This window comes from Streptomyces sp. NPDC043908 (assembly GCF_056435525.1).
The window spans coordinates 231,842-248,298 of record NZ_JBWKEI010000005.1 but is presented as its reverse complement, the minus strand read 5'-3'; the positions used below and the strand labels follow the sequence as shown (position 1 = coordinate 248,298).

At 71.8% G+C, this 16,457-nt stretch carries 17 protein-coding genes; 4 read left to right on the top strand and 13 right to left on the bottom strand.

All coding sequences use genetic code 11. From position 1 onward, the window contains the following. Positions 1–72: 72 nt before the first annotated feature. From cbiE to AC069K_RS13955, 5 genes are all read right to left on the bottom strand, one after another. On the bottom strand, positions 73–1,290 hold the full coding sequence (cbiE, locus tag AC069K_RS13975) for a precorrin-6y C5,15-methyltransferase (decarboxylating) subunit CbiE (RefSeq protein ID WP_365113329.1): 1,218 nt from the start codon (positions 1,288–1,290) through the stop codon (positions 73–75). A gap of 115 nt (positions 1,291–1,405) precedes the next feature. Next, positions 1,406–2,062 (bottom strand): GNAT family N-acetyltransferase, encoded by a 657-nt coding sequence (locus AC069K_RS13970; RefSeq protein ID WP_358836714.1) that lies wholly within the window; start codon positions 2,060–2,062, stop codon positions 1,406–1,408. Between the two features lie 162 nt (positions 2,063–2,224). After that, positions 2,225–3,088, bottom strand: coding sequence for a MetQ/NlpA family ABC transporter substrate-binding protein (locus AC069K_RS13965; protein ID WP_365113331.1), 864 nt, complete (start codon positions 3,086–3,088; stop codon positions 2,225–2,227). Positions 3,089–3,159: 71 nt separating this feature from the next. After that, positions 3,160–3,828 (bottom strand): methionine ABC transporter permease, encoded by a 669-nt coding sequence (locus tag AC069K_RS13960; RefSeq protein WP_478615602.1) that lies wholly within the window; start codon positions 3,826–3,828, stop codon positions 3,160–3,162. Further along, entirely contained in the window at positions 3,825–4,916 is a 1,092-nt protein-coding gene (locus tag AC069K_RS13955) for a methionine ABC transporter ATP-binding protein (protein WP_478615599.1), read from the bottom strand. Before AC069K_RS13955 ends, AC069K_RS13960 begins: the two co-directional genes overlap by 4 nt. Positions 4,917–5,464: 548 nt before the next feature. Between AC069K_RS13955 and AC069K_RS13950 the strand changes: the two genes are divergently transcribed. Then, on the top strand, positions 5,465–5,824 hold the full coding sequence (locus tag AC069K_RS13950; RefSeq protein WP_358836718.1) for a hypothetical protein: 360 nt from the start codon (positions 5,465–5,467) through the stop codon (positions 5,822–5,824). A 2-nt stretch (positions 5,825–5,826) separates the two neighbouring features. Next, on the top strand, positions 5,827–6,273 hold the full coding sequence (locus AC069K_RS13945; RefSeq protein ID WP_358836719.1) for a hypothetical protein: 447 nt from the start codon (positions 5,827–5,829) through the stop codon (positions 6,271–6,273). Here AC069K_RS13945 and AC069K_RS13940 read toward each other — a convergent pair. From AC069K_RS13940 to AC069K_RS13930, 3 genes are all read right to left on the bottom strand, one after another. Next, positions 6,270–6,773: a GNAT family N-acetyltransferase gene (locus tag AC069K_RS13940; protein ID WP_478615594.1), complete on the bottom strand. Its 504-nt coding sequence runs from the start codon at positions 6,771–6,773 to the stop codon at positions 6,270–6,272. The genes AC069K_RS13945 and AC069K_RS13940 overlap by 4 nt on opposite strands. Before the next feature lie 36 nt (positions 6,774–6,809). Continuing rightward, positions 6,810–7,304, bottom strand: a complete 495-nt coding sequence (locus AC069K_RS13935; RefSeq protein WP_365113338.1) for a sigma-70 RNA polymerase sigma factor region 4 domain-containing protein — start codon at positions 7,302–7,304, stop codon at positions 6,810–6,812. An 82-nt stretch (positions 7,305–7,386) separates the two neighbouring features. Then, complete coding sequence (locus tag AC069K_RS13930) at positions 7,387–8,562, bottom strand: glycerophosphodiester phosphodiesterase (protein WP_365113340.1); 1,176 nt, start codon at positions 8,560–8,562, stop codon at positions 7,387–7,389. A gap of 263 nt (positions 8,563–8,825) precedes the next feature. Between AC069K_RS13930 and AC069K_RS13925 the strand changes: the two genes are divergently transcribed. Further along, positions 8,826–9,497 carry a lysophospholipid acyltransferase family protein gene (locus tag AC069K_RS13925; RefSeq protein ID WP_358836723.1) on the top strand — a complete coding sequence of 224 codons (672 nt, stop codon included), beginning with the start codon at positions 8,826–8,828 and terminating at the stop codon, positions 9,495–9,497. 223 nt (positions 9,498–9,720) lie between these two features. Here the strand turns inward: AC069K_RS13925 and AC069K_RS13920 are convergent, their stop codons facing one another. Together AC069K_RS13920 and AC069K_RS13915 are read right to left on the bottom strand one after the other, a co-directional pair. Continuing rightward, positions 9,721–11,265, bottom strand: coding sequence for an MFS transporter (locus tag AC069K_RS13920; protein ID WP_478615588.1), 1,545 nt, complete (start codon positions 11,263–11,265; stop codon positions 9,721–9,723). Further along, complete coding sequence (locus AC069K_RS13915; RefSeq protein ID WP_478615585.1) at positions 11,262–11,813, bottom strand: TetR/AcrR family transcriptional regulator; 552 nt, start codon at positions 11,811–11,813, stop codon at positions 11,262–11,264. Before AC069K_RS13915 ends, AC069K_RS13920 begins: the two co-directional genes overlap by 4 nt. Positions 11,814–11,943: 130 nt before the next feature. Between AC069K_RS13915 and AC069K_RS13910 the strand changes: the two genes are divergently transcribed. Next, on the top strand, positions 11,944–12,450 hold the full coding sequence (locus tag AC069K_RS13910; protein ID WP_365110813.1) for a DinB family protein: 507 nt from the start codon (positions 11,944–11,946) through the stop codon (positions 12,448–12,450). 65 nt (positions 12,451–12,515) lie between these two features. Here the strand turns inward: AC069K_RS13910 and lepB are convergent, their stop codons facing one another. The 3 genes from lepB to AC069K_RS13895 all read right to left on the bottom strand — a co-directional run bounded on the left by lepB (position 12,516) and on the right by AC069K_RS13895 (position 16,283). Further along, positions 12,516–13,457: a signal peptidase I gene (gene lepB, locus AC069K_RS13905; protein WP_478615925.1), complete on the bottom strand. Its 942-nt coding sequence runs from the start codon at positions 13,455–13,457 to the stop codon at positions 12,516–12,518. A gap of 120 nt (positions 13,458–13,577) precedes the next feature. After that, complete coding sequence (gene argH, locus AC069K_RS13900; RefSeq protein ID WP_365110819.1) at positions 13,578–15,005, bottom strand: argininosuccinate lyase; 1,428 nt, start codon at positions 15,003–15,005, stop codon at positions 13,578–13,580. 84 nt (positions 15,006–15,089) lie between these two features. Beyond that, a complete protein-coding gene (locus tag AC069K_RS13895) occupies positions 15,090–16,283 on the bottom strand; it encodes an argininosuccinate synthase (protein WP_365110822.1) in 1,194 nt (397 codons plus the stop codon). Between the last annotated feature and the right edge of the window lie 174 nt (positions 16,284–16,457).

Below are 16,457 nucleotides of genomic sequence, written 5' to 3'. Positions count from 1 at the left end.
CGAACGTAGCGCCGAACGGCCCGGTGCGGTACAACAGTCGGCCAGCCTACCCCGGACGACACGCCGGAGAGATCACGGGGACCTTTCCCGGCGCCTTCCGGAGAGCAGGAAAGCGACCGAGCGTTCGCGTTCCGACCAGGCGCTCGTGTCCAGTTCCACGGACTGGAGGAGGGCGCACTCCACGTCGTATCCGCCGGCTTCGAGGGCGGCGTCGATCGCCTCCGCGCCGTCGCGGGTGGCGGCGTGCGCGACGATCCGCTCCGGGCGGCGGTCGGCGCAGGCGGCGACGACCTGGGCTCCCCCGCCGCCCACGCGGACGACGTCGGGCTCGGGCAGCGACTCCAGGACGTGCGGGGCGCGGCCCGCCACGACCTGGAGCTGGACGCCGAAGCGGCGGCCCGCGGCCTCGGTACGGGCGCAGGCGTCCGGGTCGGCGTCGACGGCGATGACGGCGGCCCCGAACCGGGCGGCCTCGGCGGACAGCGCCCCGCTGCCGCAGCCGATGTCCCAGACGAGGTCGCCGGTGCGCGGGCCGAGCCGGGCGAGCTGGGCGGCGCGCAGGCCGGCGGACTCGCCGGGACCGAGCCCCTCCCCGTACGCGTGCGCGGGCAGCGCCCAGCCGCGGACCTGCGGCGGGTGGCCGAGGTCGCGTCCGGCGATCCAGCCGGGGCCCGGCGCCGCGCCCTGGGCGCCGCCGATCACTATGACCAGGTTGGGGTCGCGCCAGGCGTGGTCGGCGACCTTGTCGGAGGTGAGGACGGTGACCTGTTCGCGCTCGCTGCCGAGCTCCTCGCAGATGACGAAGGTGCGGTGGACGCCTTCGAGGAGCAGGGCGAGTTCGGCGGGTCCGGCGCCCGGCGAGGTGAGGACGGCGACCTTGGTGTGCGCCCGGCAGACGTTGACGGCGCGGCGCAGGGTGCGGCGGTGGGCGACGACGATCTGGGCGTCGTCCCAGGGCATCCCGGCCCGGGCGAAGGCAGCGGCCACGGCCGAGACGGCGGGCACCACCTCGACCTCCAGGCCGTGTTCGGGGGCGCGCAGGGCGCGGACCACGCCGAAGAACCCGGGGTCCCCGTCGGCCAGGACGACCGCGCTGCCTCGGTGGCCGGCGATCCGGCGGGCGGCGAGGTCGACGCTGCCGAGCCGGATCCGCTCGGCGCGCGGGGGCACCTCGGGCAGCGCCAGGTGGTGGGCGGCGCCGGCCACCAGGGTGGCGGCGGACAGCGCGGACCTGGCCGCCGAGGTGAGCGGCGAGCCGTCCCAGCCGATCACCGTGACGCGGTCGGCCATCGTCGTCAGTCTCCTGGAGTCGTCGCAGGTCGGGGCGGCCCCGGTGGGCCCGGCCAGGGTGAGGGTACCTGGTGCGGGGCGGGTGGGGGCGGGGCGTGCGGGGGCGGTGGCCGGTTCAGTTCCAGTCGGCGAACGAGGCGTATCCGGCGTCCGCGAGCTGATCGGCGACGCCGTCGAGGTCCTCGGGGAGCAGACTCCACACGATCAGGTCGGTGCGGATGTCCGTCCAGCCGCCGTCCTCCGTCTGGGTGCGCGCTATCCAGGCGTTGCGCAGCACGCCCTCGCTGATGCAGCCGATCTTCTGGGCGACCTGCTGGGAGGCGGTGTTGTCGGCGGCGGTGCGCAGCTCGATGCGTTCGAAGCGCTGGTCGCGGAAGAGCCACTGCGCGGCGGCGAGCACGGCCTCGGTGGCATAGCCCTCGCCGCGCGCCCAGGGGGCGATGACGTAGCCGACCTCGGTGGCCAGGGTGCGCCAGTTGGTGTTCTGGAGGTGGATGACGCCGACGAGGCGCTGGGTGAGGAACTCGGTGACGGCGAAGACGATGCCGCGCCCCGAGGTGCGCTCGGCGGGGGCGTGCAGGCGGACGAACTCCAGGGCGTCGCGGGCGGTGTAGGGGTGGGGCACGGAGGTCCAGGCGATGACGTGCTCGTCGTTCATCATCTCGATGTGCGCCGGGATGTCGTCCTCGTCGAAGGCGCGCAGCACCAGCCGGTCGGTGCTGATGGAGATGTCCGGGAACACCGGGGTCGGGGTAGTCATGTGCCGCTCCATGCCGGGGGACGGTCGTCAGGCCGTAAAGGCACAGCATGCAGCATCGGCGCGGGGATGTGCATGGCCGGGGCCGTGCCCGCGGGGCGGGCGGGCGTGCCGGGGCCCCGCGCACCGGGCGGTGTGCGGGGCCCCGGGGTGGTGGCCGGAACTGACCGGCGGGGGTCAGGACTTGACGGCGCCGAAGGCCGGGACGACCGAGCCCTGGTACTTGTCCTGGATGAACTTCTTGACCTCGGGGGAGTTGAGCAGCTCGGCGAGCTTCTTGATCCGCGGGTCGGCCTCGTTGCCCTTCTTGACGGCGAGGAAGTTGGCGTACGGGTTGCCCTCGGCCTTCTCCAGGACGAGCGCGTCCTTGGCCGGGCTGAGCTTGGCCTCGATGGCGTAGTTGCCGTTGATGACCGCGGCGTCCACGTCGTTCAGGGCGCGGGGCAGCGTGGCGGCCTCGATCTCCTTGAACTTCAGGCCCTTGCTGTCCTTGATGTCGGAGAGCTTGGCGGAGGTGCCGACGCCGTCCTTGAGGGTGATCAGGCCGTTGCCCGCCAGCAGCTGGAGCGCGCGGCCCTCGTTGGTGGTGTCGTTGGGCACCGCGATCGTCTGGCCGGAGGCGATCTCCTTCGCGGACTTGACCTTCTTGGAGTAGAGGCCGAGCGGCTCCAGTTCCACGTTCACCACCGGCACGATGGTGGTGTGGTTCTTCTGGTTGAAGTCGTCGAGGTAGGGCTTGTGCTGGAAGAAGTTGGCGTCGACCTGGCCCTGCTGGGTGGCGGTGTTCGGCAGGACGTAGTCCGTGAACTCCTTCACCTCCAGCTTGAGTCCGGCCTTCTGCGCCAGGTTCTTCTTGACGAAGTCCAGGATGTCGGCGTGCGGGGTCGGGGAGGCCGCGACGACGAGCGCCTGGGCCGGGTCGGCCGAAGCGCCCTTGGCGGACGAGGACTTCGGGTCCGAGGAGGTGCCGCAGGCGGTCAGGCCGAGGGCGAGCGCGGCGGTGGCGGCGGCGGCCGCGGTGAGCTTGATGTTCTTACGCACGAAAAGTGCCTCTTTCTGGTGGTGCGGTGGGTCGCCCGGACAAGGAGTGCGGGCTCTGGTGGAGAGAGGGGTCAGGTGGTGCGGCCCCGGCGGGCCAGCAGGCGCACGGCGCCGTCGCCGATCAGCTGGACCACCGTGACGACGGCGATGAGCACACCGACGGTGACGAGCATGAACGGGGTCTCGAAGCGCTGGAAGCCGTAGGTGATGGCCTTGGAGCCGAGGCCCTCGCCGCCGACCGCGCCGGCCATCGCCGAGTAGCCGACGAGGGTGATCACGGTGGTGGTGAGCGCGGCGATCAGCGAGGGCAGGGCCTGCGGGAGCAGCACCTTGCGCACGATGGTCGGGATGGAGCCGCCCATCGACTGGACGGCCTCGACCAGGCCGTGGTCGACCTCGCGGATCGCGGTCTCCACGAGCCGGGCGAAGAAGGGGATGGCGCCGACGGCGAGCGGCACGATCATCGCGGTGGGGCCGATGAAGGTGCCGACCACCCAGGTGGTGAAGGGGATCAGGGCGATCAGCAGGATGATGAACGGCATCGAGCGGCCGATGTTCACGATCACGCCGATGACCTTGTTCACCGGGCGGTTCTGGAGGAGGCCGCCGTTGTCGGTGAGGACGAGCAGCACACCCAGCGGCAGTCCGCCCGCGACGGTGACCAGACTGGACCAGAGCACCATGTAGAGGGTGTCGATGGTTCCCTGGGACAGCAGGGGCTGCATCTCGGACCAGCTCACTTGGCACCTTCCTTGACCAGGGCGGCGGCCTGCGCCTGCACCGGGATGTCCGCTCGGGCCGCTTCGTCGCCCTCGACCGCGTCGGCCTGCTCGACCACGTCGACCTGGAGGCCCTGTTCGCGCAGGAAGCCGACCGGGACGACGTTCTCCTCGTACCGTCCGGGCAGCTCGATGCGCATCCGGCCGATCTGCCGGCCGCCGACGGTGTCCATCGCGGCGCCGAGGATCGAGATGTCGACGTTGTACGTGCGCGACAGCTGCGAGATGACCGGCCGGGTCGCGGCCTCGCCGTGGAAGGTCACGTCGACGACGGTCCGCTCGGGGCCGGTGGCCTCACCGGTGACCGGGAACAGCTCGGCGGCGAGCTCGGAGCCGGGGGTGGCGAGGAGTTCGCCGACGGTGCCGGACTCCACGATCCGGCCCCGCTTCATCAGCGCGGCCGAGTCGCAGACCGTCTTGACGACGTCCATCTCGTGGGTGATGAGCAGGACGGTGAGGCCGAGCTGCTGGTTGAGGTCGCGCAGCAGCTGGAGGATGGAGCGGGTGGTCTCCGGGTCGAGGGCGCTGGTCGCCTCGTCGGAGAGCAGCACCTTGGGGTCGCCGGCCAGCGCCCGGGCGATGCCCACGCGCTGCTTCTGGCCGCCGGAGAGCTGGGCGGGGTAGGCCCTGGCCTTGTCGGCGAGTCCGACCAGGTCGAGGAGTTCCAGGGCCTTGCGCGAGCGCTCCTTGCCGGAGACGCCGAGGATCTCCAGGGGCAGCTCGATGTTGCCCTGCACGGTCCGCGCGGAGAGCAGGTTGAAGTGCTGGAAGACCATGCCGATGCGGCTGCGCGCCCGGCGCAGCTCCTTGCCGGCGCGCCGGCCGCGCCCGGCGAGGGCGGTGAGGTCGACGCCGTCGACGGTCACCGTGCCGGTGGTCGGCCGCTCCAGGAGGTTGACGCAGCGGATGAGGGAGGACTTGCCGGCGCCGCTCTGGCCGATGACGCCGAAGACCTCGCCCTCGCGGACATGGAGGTCTACGCCGTCCAGGGCGGTGACCTCACGGCCGCGCGACTGGTAGACCTTGGTGAGGCCCGTAGTGGTGATCACAGGATTTCCGTCACTGTCGAGTGCGCGGCGCGGTGTCCGCCGGGCACGGGGCAATCGTGTTCGGGACGCGTCACAGCCACATCGGTGGTAACCGGGAGGCATGGCGTGCGCGGGCATGGCTCATGGGTCTCGCTTCGGGGCGCGAGGCTCAGGCGGGGGCCCTCAGAAGGCGCACATTCGACACAGACAACGAGCACCGGGCGCGTTCATCGCCTCGGTCGCAAGGGTGCGGCTGCTCGTCGTGGTCATGCGTGAAGTAAAGCAGAAGGAGCGAACGCCCGATCAAGGCTGTCCGTATAGCGGACAGCAATCGCCCGGCATCCGGACGCCGCCGCGGCGCCCGGGAGGCGGCGCGGACTCCCGGGCCGACGCCGCTCCTCCCCCTCTGGCCTGGGCCGATACCCGGGGCGGCGGCACGGCGGGGACCCCCTCGTCGCACCTCCTCCCCCGGGCCTCCTGTGGTCAAGGCCACGGTGGCGCGTCCGGGCCGACCGGTGGCGCCCGGGGCGGGCGCGAAGGGCGCTTCGGCCCGTAATACGCTCGTTCCCATGCTTGACGCCCTGACGGTCGCGGTCGCCGCCGCCGCGCTCGCCCTCGCCGCCTGGTGCGGCTTCGCCGCCTACCGGGACCAGCCCACCAAGGACTGGCACTTCATCGGCATGGCCGTGGTCTCCGTGCTGGCCCTCGCGCAGCTGGTGGTCGGCCTGGTGCAGCTGGGGCGCGGCGAGCGGCCCGAGCAGGGCATGGCGATCTTCATCGCCTATCTGGTCGGCTCGTTCGCGGCCGTCCCGGCGGCCGGTCTGCTGTCGCTGAGCGAGCGGACCAAGTGGGGCTCGGTGACGGTCTCGGCCGGCGCGGTGGTGCTCGCGGTGCTCGAAGTGCGTCTCTACGACATCTGGGGAGGGTGACCGTGGCCGAGCCGACCACCGGTTCCGCCGAGCGGGACGCGTCCGGCCGCAGGAGGCTGGGCAGCGGACCCGGCCGCGTGCTTGTCTGGTTCTACGGGGTGTTCACCGTCGCCGCCGCCTCCCGCTCGATCGTCCAGATCGTCCAGGACTTCGGCAAGGCACCGCTGGCGTACGTCCTGTCGGCGGTGGCCGCCGTGGTGTACGGGTTCATCACCTTCTCGCTGGTGCGCGGCGGCGAGCGGCTGCGGCGCACGGCACTGGTGTGCTGCGCCGCCGAGCTGGTCTTCGTCCTGACCGTGGGCACCTGGACGCTCGCGGACCCGTCCGCTTTCCCCGATGCCACGGTCTGGTCGGACTACGGTGCCGGCTACGTCTTCATCCCGGTGATCCTGCCGGTGCTCGGCATGCTCTGGCTGCGCCGGAACCGGGAGACGGCCGCCACCGCCTAGGCGCTCGCGACGAACTGCCGGGCGGCCGCTTCCTTCTCCAGGGTGATCACCGACAGCTTGGGGCCGACCGCCTCGGTGGAGACCGGCGCGTAGCCGTGCTTGCGGTAGAGGCGCAGGTTGGACTCGCTGCGGTGGCCGGTGAAGAGCCGGAACCGCTTGGCCGACAGCTGCCCGGCGAAGTGCTCCTCTATGGCGCTCAGGAGCCGGCTGCCCAGACCGTGCCCCTGCATCCTCGGGTGCACGATCAGCTTGCCGATCCGGCCGGTGCCCGAGGCGTCCACGCTGCCTCTGACGGAGGCGACCACCTCGTCCCCGAGCCGCGCCACCAGCGCGTACCCGCCGCCGAGCTCGCTGCGCAGGCCGTCGAGCGTCTGGGTGAGCGGTTCGATGGAGTAGTCGCCGTAGAGCTCCGCCTCGCTCTGGTAGCAGAGGTACTGAAGCTTGAGGATCTGCTCGCAGTCACCCTCACGCGCCGCAGAGATGGTCACGCTCATGCCCATGTGTGCATGCCTTCCGCTCACCCGTCCACCGGTTGTCTAACGCTCCATTCCCCGCGGGCCTGGAGCCGCAACCTCCGCCGCGAGCATTCTGCGCAGGCATCCCAGGCAACGGGAACGCATCGGCCCCAGACTCCCCTGTGAGATATCCAACTCCCCTGCGATTTCTCGGTAGGTGGGGTCGCTGGGCGACAGAAGTGCGGTCAGCAGACGGGGGCAGTTCCCCGGAGTCCTGGCCACGGCCGTACGCAGAGCACGGCTCAGCTCCTCGCTCAAAGCCGTGCGCTCCGGGCCTGATTCCGGGTCGGCGGCCGGTTCCGCGGCGAACGGCAGCTCGCGCCGGGCCCGGCGGCGGGCCCTTCTGACTTCCGCCCGGACGGCCCAGCGCACCCAGGGCACGGGGTCCGCCGGACGGATTTCGAGGAGCCGCACCCAGACGTCCTGTTCGAGGTCGGCGGGGTCGACTCCGGCACCCGGCGCCTCCGCGGCGGCCTCGGCGGCCAGCAGCGGGCTCAGCTCTTTGACGAGGTCCATGCCGGGCGGGACGCGGCCGCCGTCGGGGGCGGTTTCGACGGCGGCCCCATGTCACCCGTACGTGGCTGCTCGTACGCCCGTGCTAGCCGCGGGGCGGGCGGCCACCCCGGAAGTCGGCCGCGGCGAGCAGCGCCGTGTCGGCGTTGTCGGAGAACACCGCGTCGATCCCGGTGGCGAAGTAGGTCGTGAGGGCCCCGAACACGTCGCCGTAGGCGTTGGGGTCGGTGCCGCGCCGGAAGTCGGCGGGCAGGAAGGTGTTCTCGTTGCGCATCGTGTACGGGTGCAGGACGAGGCCCCGCGCGTGGGCGTCCGCGACCAGCGTCGTGGGCTCGGTGAGCCGGCCCGCCTTGTCCTTGGGGATGATCAGGTCCAGGGTCGGGCCGATGCCCTGCGCGAACGATGCGATCCACTTCAGGCCCTCGGGCGTGACGAGGTCGTCGGTGGTGCGCGGGTCGCCGCTCGCCACGAAGTCCCACGGCCGGGTGCCGGTGCCGGACAGCAGGACCACCGAGGGGGTGTCCACCAGCCGGCTCAGCCGCTGGATGCTGCTGGGCTCGAACGACTGGAGGAACTGCGGGGAGTCGGCGCGGTGGCGCCCGTAGCGGCGCAGCAGCCGGGCGACCCGGTCCTCCAGGGGCAGGCCTATGCCGCGGAAGTACGTGGGGTGCTTGGTCTCGGTGTGCAGCCAGATCCGGCGGCCGAGGCGGCGCTCCTCGCGCTCGGCCCACCGCAGGACCTCCTCGAAGGTGGGAACGGACCAGCGGCCGTCGTAGAGCGTGTTGCGCTGCCGCACGGCGGGCAGGCGCTCCTTGGCCCGCAGGGTCCTCAGCTCGGCGAGGGTGAAGTCCTCGGTGAACCAGCCGGTGACGGCGGTGCCGTCGATGGTCTTGGTGGCCTTGCGCCCCGCGAACTCGCGGCGGTCGGCGACATCGGTCGTGGCGGTGATGTCGTTCTCGTGACGGCAGACCAGATGCCCGTCCCTGGTGGGGACCAGGTCCTGTTCGATCACGTGGGCGCCGAGGTCCAGGGCGTGCTGGTAGGAGCCGAGGGTGTGCTCGGGACGGTATCCGGCGGTGCCGCGGTGGCCGATCACGTACGGGACCGGCAGGTCCTTGTACGAGCCGTGGCGGCGCTCCCCGCCGCTCCCCCGGGGCCGCGCGCTCGCGGCCGCGGCGGGCAGCCCGGTGGCCGCCGTGCCCAGAACCGCCGCGCCGAGCACCGTGCGCCGCCCGGGGCTCATCCGCTCACCCTGTGTCATGAACGCTCCTTGTGAAGTGGTGTGTGCCACGCCTGCTGCCTGTCCCGCACCTGTCAACGGGAGGGGACGAGCGTAGGCGTATCCCCCTTAATCGGGGGATACGCCTCGGCCAATCGGGGCGGAACGTGGCGCGAACACGTGTCAACATCGTGTATCCGTTCCGTGACCCGATGTGCGATCAGACGCGGCCCGCGAGTATCGTCCTCACCTGCGCGGACCTCATTCCGCGCGGACCCGTCAGCCCACGGCACCGGAGGAAAGCGTTGTCCCGACTCGCGCTCATCAAGGCAGTGCTCGGACCGATCATGCGCCTGATGTTCCGTCCGCAGGTGGAGGGCGTCGAGAACATCCCGGGGACGGGTCCGGTCATCCTCGCGGGCAACCATCTGACCTTCATCGACTCGATGATCATGCCGGTGTGCCTGGACCGTCCGGTGTACTTCATCGGCAAGGACGAGTACGTCACGGGCAAGGGTCTCAAGGGCCGTCTGATGGCGTGGTTCTTCAGCGGCGTCGGCATGATCCCGGTCAACCGCGACGGCGGCCACGGCGGTGTCGCGGCGCTGATGACGGGCCGCCAGGTGCTGGAGGAGGGCAAGGTCTTCAGCATCTACCCGGAGGGCACCCGCTCCCCCGACGGCCGCCTCTACCGGGGCCGCACCGGCATCGCCCGGCTGACGCTGATGACCGGCGCGCCGGTCGTGCCGTTCGCGATGATCGGCACGGACAAGATCCAGCCGGGCGGGGCGGGGCTGCCGCGGCCCGGCAAGGTGACGGTCCGCTTCGGTGAGCCGATGGAGTTCTCGCGGTACGAGGGCATGGACCGGGACCGCTATGTGCTGCGGGCCGTCACGGACTCGGTGATGGCGGAGGTCATGCGGCTGTCCGGCCAGGAGTACGTCGACATGTACGCCACGAAGGCGAAGGCGGCGTAGCCGCCGGGCATTTGGGGCGCGGTCGCGCCCTTCAGGGGCGCGGGGAACTGCGCGACCGGCCACAGACGGCCCGCAGCCGGGACTCACGAGTCCGTCGGCTGCGGGCCGTCCTGGGCTGAGCGCGCAGTTCCCCGCGCCCCTGGGCAACACGGGACCGAGCCCGCGCCCCCGCGCCCCGGGGGGAAACAGGGCCGAGGCGAACGGACACCGCGCCCGGGACGGGCTACGGGTGCTCCAAGCCCTCCTCCAGGCGCTGTCCCCGCAGCAGGAACCACGCCGCCACCGCCGTGGCGAACAGCACCGCACTCCCCACGGCCGCCGCCGTCTGGAAGCCGTCCGTGAACGCGTCCCGGGCGGCGGCCAGCATGGGGGCCGCCTGCTCGGCGGGGAGCCGGGCCGCCGCGTCGACCGCGCCGCCGAGCGAGTCGTGGGCCGCGTCGGACACCCCCGCGGGCAGGTCCGCCGGAGCGGTAAAACCCCGGTAGATCCCGGTCACCACCGACCCGAGCAGCGCGATGCCGAGCGCCGCGCCCAGCTCGTATGCCGTCTCGGAGACCGCGGAGGCCGCCCCCGCCTGCTCCTTCGGCACGCTGGAGAGGATGACGTCGGCGGTGACGGTGAAGGCGAGCCCCGCGCCGAGGCCGCCCACGAACAGGGCGATGCCGAGCGCCACGACCCCGGTGTCGGCCGAGACCGCCATACAGGCCGCCAGCGCCGCGCCCACCGCCGCCAGTCCCCCGGCCACCGCGCTGCGCACCGAGGCCCGGCGCGCCACGTAACCCGCCGCGAGCCCGGCGCCCACCGCGCCGACGGCCGCGGGCAGTTCGATCAGACCGGCCTGAAGCGGCGAGCGGACCTGCACCAGTTGGAGGAACTGGGAGAGGAAGAAGACCAGCCCGGACAGGCCCAGGATGGTCAGCAGGTCGGCCAGGACCGCGCCGGAGAAACCCCGGTGGTGGAAGAGCCGCATGTCCAGCAGCGGCGACTCCAGGGTGAGCTGGCGGCGTACGAACCAGACCAGGGCCAGCACCCCCACCGCGCCCGCCCCGGCGATCTCCCAGCCCAGGCCGTTGACCGCCGCCTCCTTCACCGCGTACACCACCGCGACCATGCCCACCAGGGACAGCAGCACGCTCCCGAGGTCCCACGGGCCCGGGCTGGGGTCGCGCGACTCGGGCAGCAGCTTGACGCCGACCAGCACCAGCACCGCCATGACGGGCAGGTTGATCAGGAAGACCGAGCCCCACCAGAAGTTCTCCAGCAGGAAGCCGCCGACGACGGGTCCGACGGCGGCGCCCGCCGAGGCCGCCGCGCCCCAGATGCCGACGGCGAGGCTGCGCTCGCGCGGGTCGTGGAAGATGTTCCGGATCAGCGCCAGCGTGGACGGCATCAGCGTCGCGCCCGCCACACCGAGCAGCGCCCGCGCCACGATCATCATCTCGGGGCTGGAGGCGTAGGCGTTGAGGACCGAGACCGCGCCGAAGGCCACCGCGCCGCACAGCAGCAGCCGCTTGCGGCCGATGCGGTCGCCGAGGCTGCCCATGGAGACGAGCAGGCCCGCGATGACGAACGAGTAGACGTCGCCGATCCACAGCAGCTGCGTCCCCGAGGGCTTGAGGTCCTCGCTGAGGAACGGGGTGGCCAGGCCCAGCACCGTCGCGTCGACGGCGACGAGGAGCACCGCCAGGACGAGTACGGCCAGGGCCAGCCAGCGGCCCGGCTGGCGCACCTCGTGCACGGACTCGGCCCGGGAAGTGGTACTGGTCATTTCTCCACGCTCCGTCGCGCTCCGCCGAGCAGCAACTCGACGATCATGTGCTGGAAGTCGTTGCCGGCGACCCGGCCGACCTGGACCGCCCAGGCGCAGGTGCCGATCAGGCCGTAGAGGGCCTCGGTGAGCCACGCCGGGGTCAGGTCGATCCGGAAGTCGCCCTGCTCCTGGCCGCGCCGGAAGAGCGCGCAGACCCGCGCGTCGAGCCGGGCCCAGCCCTCGTTCATCTGGTCGCCCTCGAAGAGCTGGTTCTCGGTGACCAGGAAGGCGAGCAGGCCGGCGGCGGGCTCCACTTCGGCGATCAGACGCCGCAGCGCCTCGGGCGCGGGCCCCTCGTCCAGCCGGGCCGCCTCCAGGGCGTCCTCGAACTGCTCGATGCCGAAGCTCTCCAATGCCCTGACCAGCGCGTCGCGTCCGGCGAAGTGCCGGTGCAGGGTGGCGCGCCCGATGCCGGCGGCGCGGGCCACCTCGTCCATGGTGGCGGTCGCCTTGCGGGAGAGCAGGGCGGCCGCCGTACGCAGCACCTGGTCACGGTCCACAGTCATGAGACAACCATAACCCGAATGAGACATCATCGTCTCATTCGAAATCCTGTCGACCCCCGCCTTCCCGATCACTAACGTGGCGGTCGCCCTGCCCGCGCCCGACCGCCCGTGCCCACGGAAGGACCCCGTCGTGACCGACGACCGCCCCGCGCCGCCTCTCCTCGCCGACGAGCGCGAGACGCTGCGCGGCTTCCTCGACTACCATCGCGCCACGCTCGCCATGAAGTGCGAGGGCCTGACCGACGAGGAGCTGCGCACCACCTCCATGGCGCCGTCGACGCTCTCGCTGCTCGGCCTCGTCCGGCATATGGCCGAGGTGGAGCGGACCTGGTTCCGCAGGGTCGTGGGCGCCGAGGACATCACGCTGGTCTACTCGGACGTGAACGACTACCAGGTGGCCTACGACGCGAGCGGCGCCACCCGCGCGGACGCCTTCGCCCGCTGGCAGGCCGAGGTCGAGCACTCCCGCCGTATCGAGCGGGAGGCGGCGTCGCTGGACGTGGTCGCGCACAACCCCCGCTGGGGCACGGACGTCTCGCTGCGGCTCGTGATGGTGCACGTCCTGCTGGAGTACGCGCGCCACAACGGCCACGCCGACCTCCTGCGCGAGGGGATCGACGGGACCGTCGGCGCCTAGGGCCCGCACGGCGAAGGGCCGGGCCGTCCCGTCGGACGGCCCGGCCCTTCAGCAGGCCACGCGCCTCAACGCCTCGCGCGCCGGCGCCTGCGCAGCAGCACGACCGGGGCCGCGCCCAGCAGGCCCAGCGCGGCGGGCGCCGCCGAGGCGGCCGTGCCGATGCCCGGCTGCTCGAAGGTGCTCGGCACCGGCAGGCTGTCCCAGCGGTTGACGGGCCAGGCGACGACGAGCGCGCGCCCCACGACCTTGTCGACCGGCACCGAGCCGCCGCCCGGCTGGTCCCGGTGGTAGCGGGAGTCCGCCGAGTTCTGCCGGTGGTCGCCCATCACCCAGATCCGGCCCTTGGGGACGGTGAGCTTGAACTGGCTCTCCTGGTCGGCGCTGCACGGGGTGTTCCCGGCGAAGACGTACGGCTCGTCCAGGGCCTTGCCGTTGACCTTGAGGGGGCCGGTGCCCTTGCACTCCACGGTGTCCCCGCCGACCGCGACGACCCGCTTGATCAGGTCCTTCTCCTCCGCCGACGGCATCAGCCCGACGAAGCTCAGCACCTTCTGGACGGCGTTGGGCTGCGGGGTGGGCTCGCCTTCGAGCCAGTTGCCCGGGTCGTGGAAGACGACGACCTCGCCGCGCTCCGGCTCGGAGCCGAACCACGGGGTCAGCTTGTCCACCAGGACGCGGTCACCGCGCTGGAGGGTGTTCTGCATCGAGTCCGAGGGGATCGAGAACGCCTGCACGAGGAACGTTTTGATCAGCAGGGCGAGGATCAGCGCGATGCCGACGAGCAGTGGCAGCTCCTTCCAGAAGGAGCGCTGCCTGGGCCTGGGCCCGGCCGCCTCGCCGCCGGTGCCGACGTCGGCCGTCTCGTCGGGCGCCGCCTCGGGGGTCACCTGGGGGTTCACCTGGGGAGCCGCCTGGCTGGCCACCTGGGGAGCCGTCGTCCCTTCGGGTCCCTGGGGCCGCTCGGCGTCCCCGTGTCCTTCTTGCGCGCCGACCGCCACGTCCCCCACGTCCCACTCCCTCACCGCCGAAGGGACCATGGTCGCACGAAAAGGGCGCCGCTGATCGACATCGGCGGCGCACTCCATCCGTACGGGGCATGCGCGGCGCGCACACCCCGTACCGGTATGTCACTTCCTGGCGTCGGCCCAGGCGTGCTGGACGGCCAGGTCGGCCTTGACCTCGGCGAGTTGGACGGCGACGGCCGAGGGCGCGGTGCCGCCGCGGCCGTCGCGGGAGGCGAGGGCGCCCGCGACGTTGAGGACGGTCCGCACCTCGGGCGTCAGGTGCTCGGAGATCTCGGCGAACTGCGCGTCCGTGAGCTCGTCGAGCTCGATGCCCCGCGCCTCGCAGACCTTGACGCACTCCCCCGCGACCTCGTGCGCCACCCGGAACGGCACGCCCTGCCTGACCAGCCACTCCGCGATGTCGGTGGCGAGCGAGAAGCCCGCGGGCGCCAGCTCCTCCATGCGCTCCCGGTTGACCGTGAGCGTCGCCATCATCCCGGTGAACGCGGGCAGCAGCACCTCCAGTTGGTCGCAGGAGTCGAAGACCGGCTCCTTGTCCTCCTGGAGGTCCCGGTTGTACGCGAGCGGCAGCGCCTTCAGGGTCGCCATCAGTCCGGTCAGATTGCCGATCAGCCGCCCGGACTTGCCGCGCGCCAGCTCAGCGATGTCCGGGTTCTTCTTCTGCGGCATGATCGAGGAGCCGGTGGAGAAGGCGTCGTGCAGGGTGACGAAGGAGAACTCCTTCGTGTTCCAGATGATGACCTCCTCGGCGATCCGGGAGAGGTTGACGCCGATCATCGCGGTGATGAAGGCGAACTCCGCCACGAAGTCGCGGGAGGCCGTGCCGTCGATGGAGTTGGCCGCGCTGCCGCGCTCGAACCCGAGGTCGGCGGCGACCGCCTCCGGGTCGAGGCCGAGGCTGCTGCCCGCGAGCGCGCCCGAGCCGTAGGGCGAGACCGCGGTGCGCTCGTCCCACTGCCGCAGCCGCTCGGCGTCCCGGGACAGGGACTGCACATGGGCCAGGACGTGGTGGGCGAAGAGGACCGGCTGGGCGTGCTGGAGGTGGGTGCGGCCGGGCATCGCCACGTCCGCGTGCGCCTCGGCGAGGCCCACCAGCGCGTCCTGGAGCTCCGCGACCAGACCGCCGATGATCCGGGCGTGGTCGCGCAGGTACATCCGGAAGAGGGTGGCGACCTGGTCGTTGCGGGAGCGGCCGGCCCGCAGCTTGCCGCCGAGGTCGGGGCCGAGCCGCTCCAGCAGGCCCCGCTCCAGGGCGGTGTGCACGTCCTCGTCGGCGATGGTCCCGGTGAAGGAGCCGCTCGCGACGTCCGCCTCCAGCCGGTCCAGGCCCGCGAGCATCCGCTGGAGCTCGTCGGCCGTGAGCAGGCCCGCCTTGTGCAGCACGCGCGCGTGGGCGCGGGAGCCGGCGATGTCGTACGGCGCGAGGCGCCAGTCGAAGTGGACCGACGCGGACAGCTTCGCCAGCGCCTCGGCGGGTCCGTCGGCGAACCGGCCGCCCCAGAGCCGGACGTCACCGTTGTTGCTGCTCACAGCTGCTGCTCCTCACAAGGGGGTGGATATGCCGCCGCCTCCCCGCCGCGGAGACGGGGAGGCGGCATGGACAACGCGTCGTGGTTACGCCAGGTCGCGCTTGGCGGCGATCTTCGAGGAGAGGCCGAAGATCTCGATGAAGCCCTGCGCCTTGGACTGGTCGAAGGTGTCGCCCGAGTCGTAGGTGGCGAGGTTGAAGTCGTAGAGCGACTCCTCGGACCTCCGTCCGGTGACGACCGCGCGACCGCCGTGCAGGGTCATCCGGATGTCGCCGGTGACGTGCTGGTTGGCCTCGTTGATGAAGCCGTCCAGGGCGCGCTTGAGCGGGGAGAACCACAGGCCGTCGTAGACCATCTCGCCCCAGCGCTGCTCGACCTGCCGCTTGTAGCGGGCCAGTTCGCGCTCGACGGTGACGTTCTCCAGCTCCTGGTGGGCGGTGATCAGCGCGATCGCGCCCGGCGCCTCGTAGACCTCACGGGACTTGATGCCCACGAGCCGGTCCTCGACCATGTCGATCCGGCCGATGCCCTGGGCGCCGGCCCGCTCGTTGAGCTGCTGGATCGCCTGGAGGACGGTGACGGGCCTGCCGTCGATGGCTACGGGGACGCCCTCCTTGAAGGAGATGACGACCTCGTCGGCCTCGCGGGGCTCGGCCGGGTTCGAGGTGTACTCGTAGATGTCCTCGATCGGCGCGTTCCAGATGTCCTCCAGGAAGCCGGTCTCGACCGCGCGCCCGAAGACGTTCTGGTCGATCGAGTACGGCGACTTCTTGGTGGTGGCGATGGGGAGGTTCTTGGCCTCGCAGAAGGCGATCGCCTTGTCCCGGGTCATCGCGTAGTCGCGGACCGGGGCGATGCACTTCAGGTCCGGGCCGAGGGCCGCGATCCCGGCCTCGAACCGCACCTGGTCGTTGCCCTTGCCGGTGCAGCCGTGGGCGACCGTGGTGGCGCCGTGCTTCCTGGCCGCGGCCACCAGGTGCTTGACGATGGTGGGCCGGGAGAGCGCCGAGACCAGCGGATAGCGGTCCATGTACAGGGCGTTGGCCTTGATCGCCGGGAGGCAGTACTCGTCGGCGAACTCGTCACGGGCGTCCGCGACCTCGGCCTCGACGGCACCGCAGGCGAGCGCGCGCTTGCGGATGACGTCCAGGTCCTCGCCGCCCTGGCCGACGTCCACGGCAACGGCGATGACCTCGGCGCCCGTCTCCTCGGCGATCCAGCCGATGGCGACGGAGGTGTCCAGACCGCCCGAGTAGGCGAGTACGACGCGCTCGGTCACGGGTTTCTCCTTACGGTGCATTCGGTGATGGGTATAACTATGCAGTGGACCGTATGTTTTGTCAACGAGGGCGGGGAGAGGGACCGGGGGAGGCAGAAGGAGAACGCGCGCCACGCGACCGGGGTAACGGTTCGGCCCCCCGGCAGGACGTCAACGGCCGGGCCGCGTACGGTC